Source organism: Pedobacter sp. TM02 (assembly GCF_059705275.1).
On sequence record NZ_AP046530.1, the window covers coordinates 2,384,780 to 2,403,978 of the forward strand.

Annotated in this window: 15 protein-coding genes; 7 read left to right on the forward strand and 8 right to left on the reverse strand. The window is 44.1% G+C overall.

Going from position 1 to position 19,199, the window contains the following annotated elements; all coding sequences use genetic code 11:
- The first annotated feature begins 24 nt into the window (after positions 1-24).
- From pyrG to AC6H1S_RS10045, 5 genes are all read left to right on the forward strand, one after another.
- Complete coding sequence (gene pyrG / locus AC6H1S_RS10025) at positions 25-1,641, forward strand: CTP synthase (RefSeq protein ID WP_497563501.1); 1,617 nt, start codon at positions 25-27, stop codon at positions 1,639-1,641.
- Between the two features lie 18 nt (positions 1,642-1,659).
- Complete coding sequence (gene yidC, locus AC6H1S_RS10030; protein ID WP_199141311.1) at positions 1,660-3,459, forward strand: membrane protein insertase YidC; 1,800 nt, start codon at positions 1,660-1,662, stop codon at positions 3,457-3,459.
- A 243-nt stretch (positions 3,460-3,702) separates the two neighbouring features.
- Positions 3,703-6,555 (forward strand): S9 family peptidase, encoded by a 2,853-nt coding sequence (locus AC6H1S_RS10035; RefSeq protein WP_497563502.1) that lies wholly within the window; start codon positions 3,703-3,705, stop codon positions 6,553-6,555.
- A gap of 98 nt (positions 6,556-6,653) precedes the next feature.
- Positions 6,654-7,811, forward strand: coding sequence for a M14 family zinc carboxypeptidase (locus AC6H1S_RS10040; protein WP_497563503.1), 1,158 nt, complete (start codon positions 6,654-6,656; stop codon positions 7,809-7,811).
- A gap of 120 nt (positions 7,812-7,931) precedes the next feature.
- Positions 7,932-9,212 carry a nucleoside recognition domain-containing protein gene (locus tag AC6H1S_RS10045; RefSeq protein WP_199141308.1) on the forward strand — a complete coding sequence of 427 codons (1,281 nt, stop codon included), beginning with the start codon at positions 7,932-7,934 and terminating at the stop codon, positions 9,210-9,212.
- Positions 9,213-9,302: 90 nt separating this feature from the next.
- Here AC6H1S_RS10045 and AC6H1S_RS10050 read toward each other — a convergent pair whose 3' ends face one another.
- The 4 genes from AC6H1S_RS10050 to AC6H1S_RS10065 form a co-directional block, all read right to left on the reverse strand.
- On the reverse strand, positions 9,303-10,733 hold the full coding sequence (locus AC6H1S_RS10050) for a SusD/RagB family nutrient-binding outer membrane lipoprotein (RefSeq protein ID WP_497563504.1): 1,431 nt from the start codon (positions 10,731-10,733) through the stop codon (positions 9,303-9,305).
- Between the two features lie 10 nt (positions 10,734-10,743).
- A complete protein-coding gene (locus AC6H1S_RS10055; RefSeq protein ID WP_497563505.1) occupies positions 10,744-13,932 on the reverse strand; it encodes a SusC/RagA family TonB-linked outer membrane protein in 3,189 nt (1,062 codons plus the stop codon).
- A gap of 116 nt (positions 13,933-14,048) precedes the next feature.
- A complete protein-coding gene (locus AC6H1S_RS10060; RefSeq protein ID WP_233165964.1) occupies positions 14,049-14,306 on the reverse strand; it encodes a hypothetical protein in 258 nt (85 codons plus the stop codon).
- Positions 14,307-14,401: 95 nt separating this feature from the next.
- Positions 14,402-14,845: a PaaI family thioesterase gene (locus AC6H1S_RS10065; RefSeq protein WP_199141304.1), complete on the reverse strand. Its 444-nt coding sequence runs from the start codon at positions 14,843-14,845 to the stop codon at positions 14,402-14,404.
- Between the two features lie 42 nt (positions 14,846-14,887).
- Between AC6H1S_RS10065 and AC6H1S_RS10070 the strand changes: the two genes are divergently transcribed.
- Positions 14,888-15,289 carry an OsmC family protein gene (locus AC6H1S_RS10070; protein WP_497563506.1) on the forward strand — a complete coding sequence of 134 codons (402 nt, stop codon included), beginning with the start codon at positions 14,888-14,890 and terminating at the stop codon, positions 15,287-15,289.
- A gap of 119 nt (positions 15,290-15,408) precedes the next feature.
- Here the strand turns inward: AC6H1S_RS10070 and AC6H1S_RS10075 are convergent, their stop codons facing one another.
- Both AC6H1S_RS10075 and AC6H1S_RS10080 read right to left on the reverse strand, forming a co-directional pair.
- Positions 15,409-16,419 carry an LLM class flavin-dependent oxidoreductase gene (locus AC6H1S_RS10075; RefSeq protein WP_497563507.1) on the reverse strand — a complete coding sequence of 337 codons (1,011 nt, stop codon included), beginning with the start codon at positions 16,417-16,419 and terminating at the stop codon, positions 15,409-15,411.
- Between the two features lie 25 nt (positions 16,420-16,444).
- Complete coding sequence (locus AC6H1S_RS10080) at positions 16,445-16,750, reverse strand: ArsR/SmtB family transcription factor (RefSeq protein WP_497563508.1); 306 nt, start codon at positions 16,748-16,750, stop codon at positions 16,445-16,447.
- 131 nt (positions 16,751-16,881) lie between these two features.
- Between AC6H1S_RS10080 and AC6H1S_RS10085 the strand changes: the two genes are divergently transcribed.
- Positions 16,882-17,301 (forward strand): acyl-CoA thioesterase, encoded by a 420-nt coding sequence (locus tag AC6H1S_RS10085; protein WP_497563509.1) that lies wholly within the window; start codon positions 16,882-16,884, stop codon positions 17,299-17,301.
- On the opposite strand, the gene AC6H1S_RS10090 is transcribed toward AC6H1S_RS10085, so the two are convergent.
- Both AC6H1S_RS10090 and AC6H1S_RS10095 read right to left on the reverse strand, forming a co-directional pair.
- A complete protein-coding gene (locus tag AC6H1S_RS10090) occupies positions 17,298-18,392 on the reverse strand; it encodes a hypothetical protein (protein ID WP_497563510.1) in 1,095 nt (364 codons plus the stop codon). The genes AC6H1S_RS10085 and AC6H1S_RS10090 overlap by 4 nt on opposite strands.
- The gene (locus tag AC6H1S_RS10095; protein ID WP_497563511.1) at positions 18,386-19,018 is read right to left on the reverse strand and encodes an ATP-binding cassette domain-containing protein; all 633 of its coding nucleotides are present in this window, start codon (positions 19,016-19,018) and stop codon (positions 18,386-18,388) included. The genes AC6H1S_RS10090 and AC6H1S_RS10095 overlap by 7 nt, the downstream gene beginning before the upstream one ends.
- Positions 19,019-19,199: the final 181 nt, after the last annotated feature.

Sequence of the window (19,199 nt, forward strand, 5' to 3'; positions counted from 1 at the left end):
TATTAATTTCACAAATTCTCAAACATGACTAAGTATATTTTTGTTACGGGCGGTGTTACTTCCTCATTAGGTAAGGGCATCATCTCCGCTTCATTGGCCAAACTTTTACAAGCCAGAGGTTACCGGGTAACCATCCAAAAATTCGACCCTTACATCAACATCGATCCGGGTACATTGAACCCTTATGAGCACGGCGAGTGTTATGTAACCGAAGATGGTGCGGAAACAGACTTAGACTTAGGCCATTATGAACGTTTCCTCAATACGCCTACCTCACAAGCCAACAACATCACCACTGGGCGCATTTACCAAAATGTGATCAACAAAGAACGTCAGGGCGATTATTTGGGCAAAACCGTACAAGTAGTGCCCCACATTACCGACGAGATTAAACGCAACATGCGCATATTGGGCGAAAGCGGCAATTACGACATTGTGATTACCGAACTTGGCGGTACCGTAGGCGACATCGAATCCTTGCCGTTTATCGAGGCTGTACGCCAGTTTAAATGGGAAGAAGGCTCTTCAAACGCCATCGTTATCCACCTCACCTTGATTCCTTTCCTGGCAGCTGCCGGCGAGCTTAAAACCAAGCCTACACAACACTCGGTTAAGGCCTTATTGGAATACGGAATTCAGCCGGATATCCTGGTTTGCCGTACCGAACACCACATCAGCGCCGATATCAGAAAAAAAATCGCTCTTTTCTGTAACGTTAACATCAATGCCGTCATCGAATCGATAGATGCATCCTCTATTTACAGCGTGCCTCTGTTGATGATGAAAGAACAACTGGACAAAACGGTATTGACCAAATTAAAGCTGCCTCAAAAGCACGAGCCCGACATGGAAAGCTGGAAAGATTTCCTAGGCCGCTTAAAAAATCCTACTGCCGAGGTAAGGATTGGACTGGTAGGTAAATACGTAGAACTACCTGATGCCTACAAATCAATCAGCGAGGCCTTTATTCATGCCGGCGCCAAAAACGAGTGCAAGGTGCGTGTAGAATTTATTCCTTCTGAAAGTATCTATCCAGAAAATGTAAAAGAAAAACTGGGCCACTTGCAAGGTGTATTGGTAGCTCCTGGATTTGGCAGCCGTGGCATTGAAGGCAAAATAGAAGCCATTAAATACGTTCGCGAAAACGAAATTCCTTTCTTTGGTATCTGCTTGGGCATGCAATGTGCCGTTATCGAGTATGGTCGACATGTATTGGGCCTAGAAAACGCCAATACCACCGAAATCGACGAAAACACCGAACATCCGGTCATCAACATGATGGAAGACCAAAAAAACATCACCACCAAAGGTGGCACCATGCGTTTGGGCGCCTATCCATGCGATATCAAAAAAGGCACCAAGGCCTACAACGCCTATGGCAAGCAGCACATTACCGAAAGACACAGACATCGTTACGAATTTAACAATGCCTACCTGAACCAATATGAAGAGGCCGGAATGGTAGCTTCTGGCATCAATCCAGACAGCAATTTGGTAGAAATTATCGAACTTAAAAACCATCCTTTCTTTATCGGTGGACAGTTTCATCCAGAATTAAAGTCAACAGTTGCAAATCCTCACCCACTTTTTGTTAAATTTGTCGCCGCTGCAATGGAGCATGCCAAGAAAAAAGCAAATTAATACGTTTAAAACAACATAATGGATAGAAATACATTTACAGGTCTGTTCCTGATCATGGTAATTTTGGGAGCAGCTGTTTTTTTCATGAAGCCTAGTGAGGCCGAAATCAAGAAGGAAAGAGAAAAAATAACAGCAGACTCGCTCAAGAAAGTTGGCGCTAAGGCTGCTGCCCAAAATAAAGTTGAAACAAGTCCTGCAAAACCAGATTCGGCCGCGCTTAAAGGCCCGTTTGGCGCCAACATCAGTGGCACTGCCCAAACTTCGGTATTGGAAAACGAAAACCTGAAATTGACATTGACCAACTTGGGTGGTAAAATCCAGTCGGTAGAAATTAAAGGCGAACATACTTATGGTGGCAAGCCACTGATCTTGTTTGATGGCAACGACAACAAATTCGGCCTTAACCTCAACATTGATGGCAAAATCGTAAACACCAACAATTTATATTTTACCGCTACACAAAACGCAGGCAACATCACCATGCGTGCCAACTATAGTGGCGACAAATACATCGAGTTCAGCTATAGCTTAAAGCCAAAAGGCAACAATGTAGACTTCAACATCAACCTCAACGGCTTAAACCAAGTAGTTCAAGGCAACAACATCAGCCTGAACTGGGAAGCTACTTTACTGGAGCAGGAAAAATCTGCCAAAAAAGAACAAGAGCATTCTGGCCCTTATTTCAAGTATGTAGAAAAAACGCCCGACCACCTGAGTTTGCACAAAGACGAGAAGCTTGAGCTGAAAGAAGGCAAAATCGAGTGGTTTTCATTCAAGGAGCACTTCTTCTCGGCTGTACTTATTCCACAAACAGCCTTCGAAAAAGGAAACCTAGAGGTGAAAGTAAGTACCGAGCCAGGAAAAATAAAATGGTACGGCGCCAATATGCAATTGCCTTTTAGTCAATTGGCCACCCAGAGCTATCCGATGACTTTCTATTTCGGCGACAACAAGTTCTCTACCCTAAAAGAACAAGGCCACGAATTGGAAAAACAAGTTGACATGGGCTACTGGCCATTAAAATACATCAACAGGTTTATTGTATTGCCGGTTTTCAACTTGCTGGAAAGTTTTGGCTGGGGCTACGGACTGATTATTTTGGTACTGACTATCCTGCTTAAGCTGGCCATGTCGCCATTAACCTACAAATCGTATATCTCGATGGCTAAAATGAGGATTTTGAAACCAGAAATGGACGAAATCAAAGCCAAAGTAGGCGAAGACAATCCTACCCTATTGCAACAGGAATACCTGAAGCTGTACAAAAAGGTAGGCGTAAATCCGTTGGGTGGTTGTTTGCCAATGTTGCTGCAGTTGCCTTTTGTAATGGCTTTCTTCTTCTTCTTCCCGAACTTGTTCGAATTGAGGGGCGAAAGCTTTTTATGGATGAAGGATCTTTCTACGTACGACGATTTCATCAAATTCGGCTTTAACGTACCATTCATTGGCGACCACTTGAGCTTGATGTGTATCTTGATGACGATTTCGACACTGATCTATACCTACTTCAACAACCAGATTTCGGGTGCAACCGGTCAGATGAAATACATTGGCTACATTATGCCGATTATTTTCTTGGGCGTGTTGAACAGCTACCCATCAGGTTTGAACTATTATTATTTCTTGGCTAACATGTTAACCTTCTTGCAACAATTCTTGATCAGAAGAATGGTTAACGACGAAAAAATCCATGCTATTTTGCAGGAAAACAAAACAAAGCCTCAAGCCGAGAAGAAAAAATCTAAGTTCCAAGCTCGTTTAGACGAATACATGAGAGCACAGCAACAAGCGCAGGCTCAACAAAAAAACAAAAAATAAGCTTCATTATATTTAAAAAAAAGCATCCTCCGGGATGCTTTTTTTTTGTACTGGGCCATCAACCTCAAGTTAAAAACAACGATCGGTCAAAGGCTACCTGTCTTCAAACTGCCAAAAGCAAAAGGCGAAATTCGGCAGGTGTATGATTTTTTGTAAAATTTGACGTACAGATTCAATAATGTGCATAAATTTTACAATTTTTAAGTTTCGATAAGGCCAAACACCCTATAACTGATTTAAATTATGCAAAAAAAACTAACCTTACTTTTTTTATTGTTTGCCAGCGTGGCTTACGCCCAAAAAAGACCATTAGACCATTCGGTTTACGACACTTGGGAAAACATAGGTGCCAAACAGCTGACAAAAAATGGGCTGTGGGCTGCCTATAGCGTTAACCAACAAGAAGGCGACGCCAACCTCTACCTACAGGAAACCGTAACTGCACAAAAAATAAAAGTGCCAAGGGCAAGCTTTGCGCAGTTTAGTGCCGATTCTAAGTTTGCTGCTTTTGCCATCAAACCTTTTTTCAAGGATACCAGAATGGCAAAGATCAAAAAGAAAAAACCAGACGAAATGACCAAAGATACTTTGGGCATAGCCAACCTCACTACCTTGGCCGTAACCAAAATCCCTCGCGTTAAATCGTTCAAGTTTCCTGAAAATGGTGCTCCATTGTTGGCTTATAGCCTAGAAAAAGCACCCGACACCAGCAAAAAAGCCAAACCTGCCACACAGGGAGGCGAATCAAATAAAAATGACCAGGACTACTTTTTTGCCGACGACGAGCCTGCCGGAGGCGCGGCTAAAGAAGGTACCGACCTGATTGTCAAAAACCTGGCCACTGGACAAGAGCGCGTGTACAAGTTTGTAAGCGACTTTAGCTTTAGCAAAGACGGCAAACTATTGGTTTTTGCCTGTACCGGCTCCAAAAAAGAAAAAAATGCACCTCAGGGCGTGTTTTTGTTGAATACCGAAAAAGGCATTCTGAAAACCTTGGTTAAAGGCAAAGGCAACTTTAAAGGCTTTACTTTCGACGATGACAGTGAGCACTTGGCATTTTTAGGCGAAACTAGTCCAGAAAAAGCCGAAATCAAGGATTTCAATGTGTATTACAACTCGCTTACTTTAGATACCGCACAGATTTTGGTTGACGAAGACATGCCAGGCATGCCAACTAAATTTGCCGTAAGTGGCGACAGCCGATTAAACTTCAGCAAAGACGGCAATAAATTGTTCTTCGGCATTGCACCAATCAAAAAACCAAAAGATACCACCTTGGTAGATTTCGAAAACGCGAAGCTTGATATCTGGGGCTACAAAGACGATTATTTGCAGCCTATGCAGTTGAAAAACCTGGATAGAGACCTCAAGAAAAACTACCTGACCGTAATCGATATCTATAGCGCTGATGCCAAGATTGTGCCCTTAACCGACGTTAAATTACCAGATGCCAGCTTGGTTAAAGAAGGCGATGCCAATTTTGTATTGGCTTCTACAGATTATGGCAACCGCATTGCCTCGCAATGGACCGGCGGTTCGCAACGCGATTATTACCTGGTTGATACCAAAACAGGTGCGCGCAAAAAAATCCTGGAAGGCCTTAACGGCATTGCTGCTCCTTCGCCAGGCGGCAATTATATCCTTTATTTCGATAAGAAAACAGCACTTTGGAACAGCTACCAAATTGCAACAGGCAAAACCGTGGCACTCAACGCCGGTATGACCGTTAAATTCTACGATGAAGATAACGATGTTCCAGATTTGCCAAACAGCTATGGCTCGGCCGGATGGCTGGAAGAAGACAAATTGGTGTATTTATACGATCGTTATGATATATGGGCGTTTTCTCCAGACGGAAAAACAGCGCCTAAAAACATCACCAATGGTTTTGGTCGCCAAAACAACATTACTTTCCGTGCCGAAAGGGTTGATCCAGAAGCCCGATTCTTTACCAAAAAAGATGTGCTGTGGTTAGATGCCTTTAACAATACCACTAAAGAAAATGGTTTTTACCGCAAAGCCATCAACAACGAGAAGGCACCAGAGTTGGTGGTGATGGCACCAGCCAAATACTCAAACCTGGTTAAAGCCAAAGATGCCGAGGTCTATATTTTCGACAAAGGCAGCTACGTAAACTCTCCTGATGTTTACATTTCTAAAGACCAGCTTAAAACCGCAACCAAGTTAAGCAACACCAACCCGCAACAGGCCAACTACAACTGGGGAACTGCCGAACTGGTTAAATGGACTACGCCAAAAGGCTATAAATCTGAAGGCATTCTGTATAAGCCAGAAAACTTCGATCCGAATAAAAAATATCCGATGATCGTTTATTTCTACGAAAAACTTTCTGACGGATTATATACCTACAATGCACCTTCGCCTACCCCATCGCGCTTAAACATTCCTTTCTTTGTAAGCAATGGCTACTTGGTTTTCGCACCAGACATTAGCTACGAGACGGGACACCCGGGCAAATCGGCCGAAGAGTTCATCAACTCTGGCGTGGAGAGCCTAAAGAAAAATGCATGGGTTGACGGCAGCAAAATCGGTATTCAGGGTCAAAGCTGGGGTGGTTACCAAGTTGCCCATCTCATTACAGCTACCAACATGTATGCCGCGGCTTGGGCTGGTGCACCAGTAGTAAACATGACTTCTGCCTATGGTGGCATCCGTTGGGAAAGCGGCATGAACAGACAGTTCCAATACGAAAAAACGCAAAGCCGTATCGGTGCTACACTTTGGGAAAAACCAGAACTGTACATCGAGAACTCTCCGTTGTTCAATTTGCCAAAAGTAACTACACCGGTGGTCATCATGTCTAACGATGCCGATGGCGCCGTGCCATGGTACCAAGGCATTGAAATGTTTACCGGACTTAAGCGTTTGGGCAAACCAGCCTGGTTGTTAAACTACAACAATGAAGCCCACAACCTGGTACAACGCCAAAACAGAAAAGATATCCAAATCCGTGAGCAGCAATTTTTTGATTACTATTTAAAAGGTGCAAAAGCACCGGTATGGATGGTAAGCGGCATTCCTGCTACAGAAAAAGGAAAAACCTGGGGCTTTGAGTTAACCGACGAAAAACCTTAGTTTGGTGCTCGGCTCCTATGAGTTCATCACCAATGAACCAAAAGAGACAATCTTTAAAAAGGATTGCCTCTTTTTTATGTAATTTTGATTGAACGACCATGATAGCACCAATCCTCCAAAATTTCGATCAGTTTAAAGAAAAAGAATTGTCAAACCGCTTCTTCAAGCATGGCGATGTGAGCCGATTGCTTGCACAGTTGCCCAAACAGTTTGAACAAAAGCAAATTGGCCTTTCGGTGAAGGGCCGAAGCATTAACCAAATTACTTGGGGGCATGGGCCGATTAAGGTCATGTTGTGGAGCCAAATGCACGGCGACGAGGCTACGGGTACCATGGCTTTGTTCGATTTGTTTAATTTCCTGCAAAGCGATAATCCTGTTGTACAACAGATTGCTGAAAATTGCCAACTGCACATCATCCCCATGGTTAATCCCGATGGCGCAGCAGCCTTTACCAGAAGAAATGCGCAGCAGATAGACATTAACCGCGATTTTTTAAAAGAAGCTACCGCCGAAGCCAAAATCCTGAAAACCTGCCAGGCTACAATCCAACCCCATTTTGGCTTTAACCTGCACGATCAGCTCACGCTGTGGAGCGTAAGCGGCAGCCTCAAGCCTGCAACCCTCTCTTTTTTGGCACCCGCTTTTGATCAAGAACTGAGCATTGACGAAACCCGGAAAAACGCCATGCTGGTGATTGCCGAAATGTACAAACACCTGGATCAAATTGTGCCTCGGCATATTGGCCTGTTTGATGATGAGTTTGAACCCCGTGCTTTTGGCGATAACTTCCAAAAACTAGGTACCTCAACCATTTTGATAGAAGCAGGAGGTTATAAAGACGATTTCGAAAAACAGGAAATCCGGAAATTCTATTTCGGGGCCATCCTCGCCGGTTTATCGGCCATAGCCAGTGGCGATTATCAAAAACAGGCGCTCGACAACTATTTTGCCATCCCCAAAAACAACAAGCAGATTTTTCATATCCTCATCCATGGACTGATACTCGATGGAATTGAAGTGAGCATAGGCATTAATTACGACGAATGCCCGGCAAGTGATGGCCAAAGCACTGTGAAAACCTACAGCATCCAAGACATTGGCGATTTAAGCTACTGCGATGCCTATACCGTGTTTAACCAGCCTAACCTACAGTTACGGGGCGATGTGCGTTTATACGAAAATGCTTCGTTTCAATTGTTCGAAAATTCGACCTTGATCTTAGCTTTTACTGACGGAAAAATTCAACAAGCCTAGTTATTTGTACCACTTTTGTGCGATTTGCGTATTTATTTCAGATATTTCGGTAAAGTATCTAAATTTAACCACGCCGTTTATCAAAATGGCTAAACCATAACAAACTAAACAAACAGATTAATGGCATTAAGCAGAATTTGGTCGGGATTTATCATTGTTGCCATTGTGGTGGCTTGCATCAAGTGTTTCTTTTTTGGACAAACCGAAATATTCAGCTGGATGGTAACCGGCAAAGCCGACGACCCGACCAACCTGACCAAAGTTGATGGCATCATTCCAACTTGTTGGACTGCCGTAGAGCTCTGTTTAAAGCTGATTGGCGTGCTTGCCCTTTTTATCGGCTTTATGAGCATTGCCGAGAAAGCAGGAGGCATCAGGTTGTTATCGAGGATTGTGGCACCATTCTTTTCGAAGCTTTTTCCAGAAATTCCGAAAGACCATCCTTCTATGGGGCACATGATCATGAATTTTTCGGCCAATTTGCTGGGCTTGGACAACGCCGCTACACCTTTCGGCCTAAAAGCCATGGCCAGTCTGCAAGAACTTAACCCGAATAAAGATGTGGCAAGCAATTCGCAAATCATGTTTTTGTGTTTGCATGCCGCCGGTTTAAACCTAATTCCGGTAAGCGTTATCGCCATACGGGCATCGCAAAATGCCAGTGATCCAACCGATATCTTCATTCCCTGCCTCATTGTAACCTTTATAGGCACTATGGCTGCCATGCTCATTGTTTCCTTTAAACAGAAAATCAATTTGCTGCAACCGGCCATTATTGCCTGGGTATTAGGCTTGTCGGTTATCATTGCCGCGTTGGTATTGTACGTAGCTTCGCTGGATTCGACCGGCATCAAATCATTTTCGGGCATATTGAGCAATGGCATGATTTTGCTCATATTCTTGCTGATTGTACTTGGTGGTGTTTATAAAAAAATCGACATTTTCGATGCTTTCATCGAAGGTGCCAAAAATGGTTTTGACACTGCCATTAAAATCGTTCCTTACCTGGTGGGCATATTGGTTGCTGTAAGTATGCTGAGAACCAGTGGCACGTTTGATGTAATTATGAATGGTATTACCCAATTTTTTGTTTGGGTGGGTGCTGATACCCGCTTTGTAAACGCCTTGCCTACAGCTTTGATCAGGCCTTTGAGTGGTGGTGCTGCCCGGGGCATGATGGTAGACACAATGACGGCCTATGGCGCCGATTCTTTTGCCAGCAAGCTTTCCGGCGTTTTTCAGGGCGCTTCTGACACTACTTTCTATGTCATAGCGGTTTACTTTGGCTCGGTGAGCATCAAAAATACCCGTTACGCAGTTGGTGCCATGTTGTTGGCCGATTTGGTTGGCGTTTGTACTGCAATAGGACTAGCTTATCTTTTCTTCGGGAATTTCAAGTAATTAAATATCAATCCTAAAAAAAGCCGTTCTTGGTCGAGAACGGCTTTTTTAATTAGCATAAGACTTATAGACTATGGTCTTTATTCTTCGTTAGGGTTTATCCCACCATACCCTTGCATTCAGGTCGTCGGCACCGCCATAAGGAAAGCCACTTACCGCATTATTATAACTTGCTGTATTGATCGATCTTTCTTGCGTTGGATAGCCCTCCCTCCTTGGGATCTGTATGCCGTTGTTGTTGGGTGCTGGTGCCAAAAAGTTCGGAAAACCAGTTCTCCTCCATTCGGCCCAGCCTTCGTAGCCATGTAAGAACAGATGTACCCAACGCTGGTTGCCTATTTTGCGCAAGGCATCTGCTGGTGTATAAGCTACCTCGGCATTGGCCATATAGGCAGGCAGGACACTGATATCGTTGTTGTTCCACTGGCGGATAGAAAACTCGATGGCTTTATCGTAATTGGCTTTGGCCGTTACATCGCTTCCGGTAATCCAGCCAATTTTGGCCGCTTCTGCCAAGGCAAACAGCGACTGCGCATAGGTAACCAACGTCACGGGCGAATTCTGTAAACGCAAATTGCTGCCCAGTAACGAATAGTTGTTAATAACCACGGTTACCGAGCCCGGCAAGCCATAATCAAGCCCTACATAGTTTCCGGCGCTGTTTTTATTGGCAAATACCGGCAAACGCGGATCGTTTACAGCCAACATATAATCTACCAGCGGTTTACTTACCGCGTACCAATTCCGGCCCAAGCGTGTAAACTGGTTGTACCAATAATTTTCGTTATTCTGGTCGGCCAAATGCGGATAAGCAAGGTTATCGGTATTGGCCGTCATCATACCATTGGTTACTGCCTTGTTAAATTCTGTGGCTCCCGTTGCAGGGTCTACCTTGCTCAGGCGCAGCGCCATCAAGGCATGGATGGTATTGCCCAATCTTTTCCATTTGCCAACATCGCCACCATAGACGATATCGTTTTTGATATTGCCTCCGGCTACAATGGCAGCATTGGCTTCGTCCAATAAGGTAAACATACGGCTGTAAATGATTTGCTGCTTATCGTATTTAGGCGTGAAATTGGCATCTCCCTTTAAAGCTTCCGAATAAGGCAAATCGCCCCACCTATCGGTCATGTGCCAGAAAAAATAGGCTTTTAGAATTTTGGCCACCGCTATCTGGTTCACTACTGGGCCTTCGTTGGCATCTAAGGTAGTATTGTTGATTACATTTTCCAGATTCATCAGCGGACCGGTATATAGGCCAGAAAAATTAAAATTAACCGTTACGTACCTGCTGTTGTCGGTAAACGAAGTATTGGAAAGGTACTGCGGATAATGTACGCCGTAAGGCGACGAGCTGAGGCCGGGCAGGTAAAGCTCTGCATTGGCAATCAGCTGTGTTCCCGATGCCTTGGTTGGGCTATTGGGATCGGTATTGATGGATTTATCAAATTTTTCGCAGCTGCTCAGCGCTAAGGCCATTAACAAGCCGCTGCAAATTGATTTATAGCTATTTTTCATAAACTTAAAATTAGAAGGTAAGGTTAAGGTTAACACCGAAAGAACGTACGGTTTGTAGTTCTCCCTTTTCAATCCAGCTAATGGATGCACTACCCGACGATAATTCGGACGGATCAACTCCCTTTGGCGCCTTTTGCCAAATCATAACCGGATTACGTGCAATGAAAGAAATTTTAGCTGTTTTAAAAGGTGTTTTGGCCAACAGTTGCGGTTCGAAATTATAGCCTACGCTTATTTCGCGCAGCTTGATGTAAGAAGCGCTATAAATCCATTCGTCGTAAATACGCGTGCCCAAATTGGTTCTGAAATAGGTTCTGGCATCCACATAAGCCGTTACTTCCTGTCCGGTTGCCTGCGAAATACCATTTATTTTTACGCCGCCTCCGGCAGCAATGGCATCGCGAACGTTAAAGCCTTTATCGTTAAGCGCCGCGGTTTCAAAAGCCTGGCCCGATTTGGCCGAAAGCATTTTAGACCAGCTGAAAAACTGTCCGCCTTTTTGGAAATCGATCATGGCGCCCAAATCAAACCTCCAGATCTTAAAGGTATTCTGAAAACCGCCGGTAAAATCAGGGATTACGCTACCAAAATCCTTCGCCGTATCAAACAAAGGCATGTTATCGGTACCCAAAAGCACTTTTCCGGTTCCCGGATCGATTTTATAACCCGGCCCAACCAAATTGCCAAAAGACCTGCCCACGGTCGAATTGAGGTAAATGGTTTGGCTCGAATAAGTAGCCAAATCATTCTGCAATACATTAATTCCTGGATAAAGCTCTTCAATTTTGTTCTTGTTTCGAGCCAGGTTGATGCTGGTTTCCCAGGCAAAGAACTTCGATTGTATCGGGCGTCCGTTCAACGAAAGCTCAATACCTTTGTTCCTGATCAAGCCCGCATTAACCACGGTTTGATCGAAACCACTAGCTCCAGAAACAGACAGGTCGATAATCTGGTTTTTGTTGGCCTGGTTGTAATAAGTAAACTCCATTCCTAAGCGGTTGCTGAAAAACTTGAGGTCTAAACCCACTTCAAAAGAATTGGCAAAAGAGGGCTTGATTAAAGGGTTTTTAAGCTTATCGGGAACAAATAGCGTATTGATCGAACCTGAAGTAGAAGGATAATTGGCTCCTGGACTGTAGGTAAATATGGTTTGATAAGGACTGAGGTCTGACCCTGCAATAGCATAGCTGGCCCTAAGCTTACCAAAGCTCAATGGCTTCCATTTGGCCAATTCGCTAAATACAAAACTTCCAGATACCGATGGGTACCAATACGAATTGTTGTTGTCGGGCAATGCCGAAGAAATATCGTTACGAATAGAGGCATCGATAAAATAAGTGTCTTTGTAGCCAAAAGATCCCATGGCATACACACTTCTTACCTGTTTCTGCCTGATAAATGAGGTGCTTACCGGACGATCGACAGAGGCCGCTGCCGAGTAAAATCCCGGGCTCGACAAGCCACCTACTGTAGCTTGGTACTGTTGCGAATATTTAAGGGTATACAAGTTCGCACCCAAATTTACATTCATCGAAAAATCATCGATGTTTTTGTTGTACTGCGCCAAAAACTCATAGTTGTTTTCGGTGTTCTGGTATTTGCCTACCTGATAACCATCAACCAACCTGCCTCCCAAGGCCTCTTTGTGTGTGATATTTTGCGTATACATATCCGAACGCACAAAACCGCTCAGTTTCAATTCTGGCAAAACCTGATACGAAGCATTAACGTCGCCGAACAAACGGTCGCGGTCGTCGTTGTTCAATACTTCATAAGCATCAAAAAATGGGTTGTTCCAATCGCTTGGCCTGTTGTTGGTAATAATACCTGTAGTTGTATTCGGGTTAACGTTCCAGTTTAAAATGGTACCATCGGCATATTTGTAGTTGCGCAGCCTGTTGATGTCGATATTACGCTGAAACCATTGCGTAGCCCCCGTAAACGAGCCCTGGTAGCCTTGTGTAGGACGTTGGCCCTTGTTGTTGGCATAATTGACATTGGCGCCTACGCTAAATTTGTCCGTAACATTGAGGGACGAACTCAGGCTCAAATTATTTCGCTTCAGCCAGGTATTCGGAATTACTCCGTTGGTATAGGCGTTGTTATAGCTCAGCCTGTAATTCATGTTTTCGTTGCCACCGGTAACCGAAATGCCATTGTTGATGTTCTGCCCGGTTTCATAAAAGTCCTTGATGTTGTTGGGTTGTGGCACAAAAGGCATGAGCTGGCCAAATTCCGGATCTTGCGGATAGAAACTAAAGAACATGCGCACCGGTGTGCCGTCCATTTTTGGTCCCCAGCTTTCGTCGTTTCCGTTTACATATTTCTGGCCGTTCGACAGCGTTTGGAAGGTTTGGTTATTACCTACGCCGTAAACATTTTGAAGGGGAAGAAAATTGGCGACTTTATCAACCGTAAAAGCAGAATTAACACTGATACTCACCTTTTTGGCTCCCTTGGCTCCTTTTTTGGTGGTAATTAAAATCACACCGTATTGGCCTCTGATTCCATACAGTGCCGCGGCCGCAGGGCCTTTGAGGATACTGATATTGTCGATATCCTCTGGATTAATGTCTTGCGAAACGTTGCCATAATCAACGCCGTTGGCATCGCCTCCAAAATTGCTCTGGGCAATCGGCGTACCATCAACCACCATCAATGCCTGGCCGCCACCAGTAATAGAATTTACGCTCCTGATCTTGATTTTTTGCGTACCGCCCATATTGGCGCCCGACGAACCTGTCACTTGCACGCCGGCTACCTTTCCGGCCAGCGAGCCAATTACGTTCTGTTCCTTGGTCATGGTCAGGTTATCGCCTTTTACCTGTTGCGTGGCGTAACCTACCGATTTTTCGCTGCGCTTAATGCCCAGGGCAGTTACAACCACACCTTCGAGGGTTTGGGCACTGCCCACCATTGCCACATTAATTTCGGTGCGGTTGCCAATAACAATTTCCTGTGTTTCGAAGCCGAGGTATTTAAAAATCAAGGTCGTACCCCCGGCGGGTACATTAACCACGAAGCCGCCATCGGGCTGGGTAGTTACGCCGGTGGCCGTGCCTTTTACCAGCACGCTTACCCCGGGAATTGGAGTGCCTCCTTCGCTATCGGTTACTTTGCCCTTTACGATTTTTTGGGCATAGCTTACCAAAGCGAACAGCAAAAATCCAATGAGAAAAAGAATAGATTTTCTGTTCATAGTCTGTTAATTAAAGTTTAAGTTGTAAGGAAATTAAGAAATTCCGTTAACTTAACCTCAAGCAACAGGCCTATTGAGAATCAAAACAAATCCAAATAATAGCCATAGTTTTGAGCTTAAGAAAAGCTCAAATGGCTGGTTTCTTCCTTCACGTCGATCTTATTGATGATTTGATCTAAAATACTCTGGTCGAGGTTAGTGAATTTAGAAGAATACCATTTCGAAGTTTTATTGTCGAGCCAAACGCAGAACGAATGGCAATCTTCAAGAATAACGGCATAGGTTAAATGAAAATCGTCGTGGATTCTCATGCAAAAGCCTTTAAAGGTCTTGCCTTTAACATCAAACTGGAGGTTTAAATAATCGTTCAACATGGCTATATTTAGTTTAGGGATAACTGTACAACAAATCTACGACCTAAATGTTTAGCCAAAGTTAAATCTACGCTAAAAAACTGATTTACATTCGCTTAACCAATATTTAGCATATTGGAATAACCTTTGGCCATAAGGCGGTTTTTAGCAGGCAGCCATATTTCGCACTGCAGATTGATAATGGACCTGCCCTGTTTCACGATGGCTGTTTTGGCGGTCACGGTATCGCCTTCACTAGCGGGGGCAAAATAATCGATGCTGTTGTTAACAGTAGTATAACGATCATTGAGGCCTAAAATGTATACCGTAGCACCGATTAAATCGTCGATGATGCCTGCTGTAATACCGCCATGCAAAATACCGTAGGGATTAGTCATTTCCTTTCTTACCACATAGCTGCAATGCAGGCTGCCTTTTTCGGCGCTGATTAAGGTGGGCTTGAGCCAGTTCATAAAATGAGAGGGAGACTGGCTGATTTCTTTTCCGGTAAACGACTGAAATATCAATAATCGTTGCTGTGCTTCACTTTGTTTTTCCATTTATGCTATGTTTACGGTAAATTTAGGCATTAAACTACAAATATGAGCAGCGCGCAAATTACAGCCATCACCGAATTAGACCGATCAAAATATAAAACAAAGGTATTTGCTAACGGACACCTGATCTACGCCGACGAACCAGCCGAACTGGGCGGCACCGATGAGGGCATGCAACCGGGCGCCCTGCTTTTGGCTAGTTTGGGTAGCTGTACAGCCATTACCATCAGAATGTATGCCGACCGTAAGGAATTTCCTTTGGAAGCCATTAAAGTAGACCTGGCCATTTGCAAGGAAGAGCAGATGAGCCAAGAAACCACCATTAGCCGAAAAATAGAATTTACAGGCGCCTTAACGCATGAGCAAAGGGAACGCCTGATGCAAATTGCCGACAAATGCCCCATCCATAAGCTGTTAAGCAATCCTATCCGAATCTTAACCAGTTAAAAATTTTGTAGGCTGTAAAGTTGAATGTTGCAAAGTTCTCGCGCCAAACTGACAAAGCAGCCATTGGTGTTCTTCACCAACGGCCAACCAACCAACAATCGACTATACAGACTATCGATCTAGCCTTTCTTAAGCACCTCGGCAAACAACTGATACGACCTTAACCTTGCCTCATGATCGTAGATATGCGAGGTTACCATCACTTCGTCAATTTGGGTCTGGGCCAAAAACGATCGCATTTGCGTAGCCAAAGTTGCTGGTCCTCCGATAAAAGCGACTGCCAACATCTGGTTTACGGCCTGTTCTTCCATCGGATCCCAGATGTCGTCCATAGTGGCTACCGGAGGCTGTAACAACCTGCGTTTTCCGGTTACAATGCCCATGAAAAGTTGCTTTAACGAGGTAGATAAATATTCGGCTTCTTCATCGGTTGGCGCTGCAATTACATTCACGCAGGAAATCACATAAGGCTCTTTAAGCACAGCCGAAGGACGGAAATTCTGTTTGTAAAGCTGTAGCGCCTCCAAAAAATAAGTGGGTGCAAAATGACTGGCAAAGGCATATGGCAAGCCATAAGAAGCAGCCAAATGTGCACTTTCGGTACTCGAGCCCAAAATCCAAATCGGCACTTCTGTGCCCTCGCCAGGTATGGCGCGTACTTTGCTATTGCTATTGGTGCTCGAAAGATATCTTTGCAGCTTCATCACGTCTTGCGGAAAATGATGTGGTGCCGCAAAACGTTCGCCCCTAATTTCCATCGAAGTCAGCTGATCTGTACCGGGAGCCCTACCCAATCCCAAATCTATCCGTCCGGGATAAAGCGTAGCCAGCGTTCCAAACTGTTCGGCCACAATCAATGGCGAATGGTTGGGCAGCATGATCCCTCCCGAACCTACCCTAATTGTACGGGTATGGTCAGCAATATGTCCGATCAATACCGATGTTGCCGAGCTGGCCACACTGATCATGTTATGGTGTTCGGCTAGCCAATAACGCAGATAGCCTAGTTTTTCTGTATGTTGCGCCAGTTCAACGCTATTTTTAAAAGTATCGGCTATGGTTTTGCCTTCTACAACCGTCGCTAAATCCAAAACCGAAAAAGGAAGCTTTGCTAATTCTCTTGTACTCATATTCGTTTATTTAAATCACAACACATTAAAGTGATGTTGCAATCAACTGGCCCAAGGCCTTAATGGCAATTTCATTTCTTTGATAATAGGTCCACTGGCCTATGCGAGTAGCATTAACCAATCCAGCCCTTTGCAATACGGCCAAATATTCGGAAACGGTAGATTGGGTCAAACCGCTTTTACGCTGAATATGGCCCACGCAAACACCAACGCTGTTGTCGCCACAAGAGGCCTTGTAGTCGGGAAAATGCTTTTCGGGTTCTTTGAGCCAGTTCAATATCTGTAAACGGGCTTTGTTAGCAAGGGCTTTGAATATCTCTACCTGATCCATGGCACAAATATATATCGGGTTTTCTCGATATTTCTATTTAACCTGATTAGATGACAGGAATCTGATCAATATAGGCCTTAAACGCAAAACCAAAGTTTAAATATCAATACCTTTAACTTATTTTTGCAGGGATGGAAAAAAACCAATACAGCATCTTCGAAAGCGAGCTTAGCGTTCGTCCAGACGACATTGACATGTTTAACCACGTGCACAACAGCAAATACCTCGATTACGTATTGGCGGCTCGTTACGAACAGATGGACCGTTTTTATGGCATGAGTTGGGAGAAATTTGCCGAGCAAGGTTATGGCTGGGTCGTAAGCAACGTAAATATCGCCTTTAAGCGTCCATTGGTGATGGGCGATAAAATGCTGATCAGAACCGGAATTCTCGAAATCAACGAAAAAGGCTGCAGCGTACAGTTCGAAATCGTTAACCAAAAAACGGGCAAGATAGCTTCAGATGGCGTTTTCGATTACGTAATGATCGATTTGACTACTCAACGCTCGTGCAAGGTAAACGAAGAAATGATCGCTACCTATAGTATTTAAGCTATTTCGCGCAGATCTGTCCTGTTATATTTCCATACCAAACCCCAATTGCCCAAACCCAACAACAATAGGCTGAAAACCAGGAATTGGCCCGCCAGTATCATCCACATGCTGACAAAAAAGAAAAACAGCAAGCATTTGAGGTAATTGTCCATATTTGCCTTGAGCCAATAAACCAAGGCAAGCAGGCAGAGCATGGCACTCAAAAGGTAAAACAGAATGGCAAAACACTGTGCCCAATCGAACTTAACTAGCCAAACAAACAAGATCATTTCGGGCGATAACAGCAAACACACCACGCCAAGCCACTGCCCCAGCTTGCTAAAGGCACTAATAGGCAATCCTTTGGCAAAAGAAAGGTAATTGGCTTCAAATTTCACCAAATTGAGCAATACCACCGAATGACTCAGTACCACCGTCATAGCAGCAGTAAGGTAAACGCGGCTATCTGGACCTACATCGGCAAACATCCACAGCATGCCTTTTAAAAACACAAACGATACCACTTTGCACAAAACCAGCATGAGGCGTTGTTCGTTAAGCAGGTAAAACAACGGCCAGGTCCAAAAAGGCCTTTTAATCTTAAGCATGGGCAACTTTACCCACCTTTTGGTTATCCTAAAAGCATAATTATGGTGGTTAAAAGCGGAAAGAGCAAGGAGCAGCAACAGCAATGGCAAGAATAGCGCAACAGCCATAAACGTTAAGTAATGGCCATGGCTTAACGCCATCAGTAACAAGAGCAAAGCATAGCCTAAAATAGGCAAAAGCAACAAGACATACATTTTTAGCCAAACCCAAATCTGATTGTTTTTAGGCAATACGGTCAGGTTGTTTGCAAATAGAAAGTTTTCCTGTTTAAGCTTTTGCTTTACAAAAAACTCACATTTAAGCGCATATAAAATCCAGATGCCCAGTAACAGCAACAAAGCCAATGGCGAGGTACAAAAGGCCAGCAATAAGGCCTTATGGTAGCTAATCAGTTGTGAACCTTCAACAGCACCAAACAACAGGTAAAAAACGACCAAAAAAAGTCCGGCATGTTGCTGGTAAAAAGCACGGCCTATGGTTTTGTACAGAAGTTTTAGCATGCCACGATTTGTTTGCCTCGGATTTCGAAAACTCCATCTGGGCTCAATTTTTCGGGATCGATTTGCTGATGCGACGAAAGCAAAAAGCTCTTGCCTTGAGCCACTTTGGTTTTGATCAGTTCGTAGAGCTTATGCGCCGAGGCCACATCTATGGTAATCAAAGGCTCGTCGAGGATGTAAAAATCAACATCGCCAATAAAGGCACAAACCAGGGAGAGTTTTTTAAGCATGCCACTCGAATAGCCTCCTATTGGTTGTAGCAGAAAGATTTCCAGTTCGAAAAGCTTGGCCAGTTCTATGGCCTCAGCCTGGGTACCCTTTCTGGTTTCGCAATAAAAGTCCAATAGCTCCTTTCCGGTAATAAACAAGGGATATTGGGGCTCTGCTTCGGCATAACTGATTTGCGAGCGGAAAGCAACCGGATCTTGCCGTAAATCGATATTGTTCAGCTTTACCGTTCCACTAAAAGGAGTTTGACCGGTAATAACCCTAAAAAGCGTCGTTTTTCCAGTTCCGTTTCCACCTTTAAGCCAATAAACACCCTTATCGATTTCCCAATGATCAAACTGAAGTACCACATGGCTCCCATATGGCTTTCGGATGTGCTGAAGTACGAGCTTAGTCAAGGTTTAATTTTAAAATTTGATGGCAGAAACCAAAAATTGTTACAAAAACCAGGTTGAGAAGCACAAACTTAACTTCGGCCTGGCTTTACGCAAACTTAATCCTTTGATTTTGCTAATTTTATTTGCAAGTTCTGTTTTTTTTCTATTTTTGTTCCATAAACCTACAGAACCATGATAGCTT

Bases quoted from the DNA above. Each gene is read 5' to 3' on its own strand.
- pyrG (WP_497563501.1), top strand. From the start codon at position 25: ATGACTAAGTATATTTTTGTTACGGGCGGTGTTACTTCCTCATTAGGT.
- AC6H1S_RS10075 (WP_497563507.1), bottom strand. From the start codon at position 16,419: ATGAGTACAAGAGAATTAGCAAAGCTTCCTTTTTCGGTTTTGGATTTA.
- AC6H1S_RS10035 (WP_497563502.1), top strand. From the start codon at position 3,703: ATGCAAAAAAAACTAACCTTACTTTTTTTATTGTTTGCCAGCGTGGCT.
- AC6H1S_RS10090 (WP_497563510.1), bottom strand. From the start codon at position 18,392: ATGCTAAAACTTCTGTACAAAACCATAGGCCGTGCTTTTTACCAGCAA.
- AC6H1S_RS10040 (WP_497563503.1), top strand. From the start codon at position 6,654: ATGATAGCACCAATCCTCCAAAATTTCGATCAGTTTAAAGAAAAAGAA.
- AC6H1S_RS10065 (WP_199141304.1), bottom strand. From the start codon at position 14,845: ATGGAAAAACAAAGTGAAGCACAGCAACGATTATTGATATTTCAGTCG.
- AC6H1S_RS10080 (WP_497563508.1), bottom strand. From the start codon at position 16,750: ATGGATCAGGTAGAGATATTCAAAGCCCTTGCTAACAAAGCCCGTTTA.
- AC6H1S_RS10055 (WP_497563505.1), bottom strand. From the start codon at position 13,932: ATGAACAGAAAATCTATTCTTTTTCTCATTGGATTTTTGCTGTTCGCT.
- AC6H1S_RS10060 (WP_233165964.1), bottom strand. From the start codon at position 14,306: ATGTTGAACGATTATTTAAACCTCCAGTTTGATGTTAAAGGCAAGACC.
- AC6H1S_RS10045 (WP_199141308.1), top strand. From the start codon at position 7,932: ATGGCATTAAGCAGAATTTGGTCGGGATTTATCATTGTTGCCATTGTG.
- AC6H1S_RS10070 (WP_497563506.1), top strand. From the start codon at position 14,888: ATGAGCAGCGCGCAAATTACAGCCATCACCGAATTAGACCGATCAAAA.
- AC6H1S_RS10085 (WP_497563509.1), top strand. From the start codon at position 16,882: ATGGAAAAAAACCAATACAGCATCTTCGAAAGCGAGCTTAGCGTTCGT.
- AC6H1S_RS10050 (WP_497563504.1), bottom strand. From the start codon at position 10,733: ATGAAAAATAGCTATAAATCAATTTGCAGCGGCTTGTTAATGGCCTTA.
- yidC (WP_199141311.1), top strand. From the start codon at position 1,660: ATGGATAGAAATACATTTACAGGTCTGTTCCTGATCATGGTAATTTTG.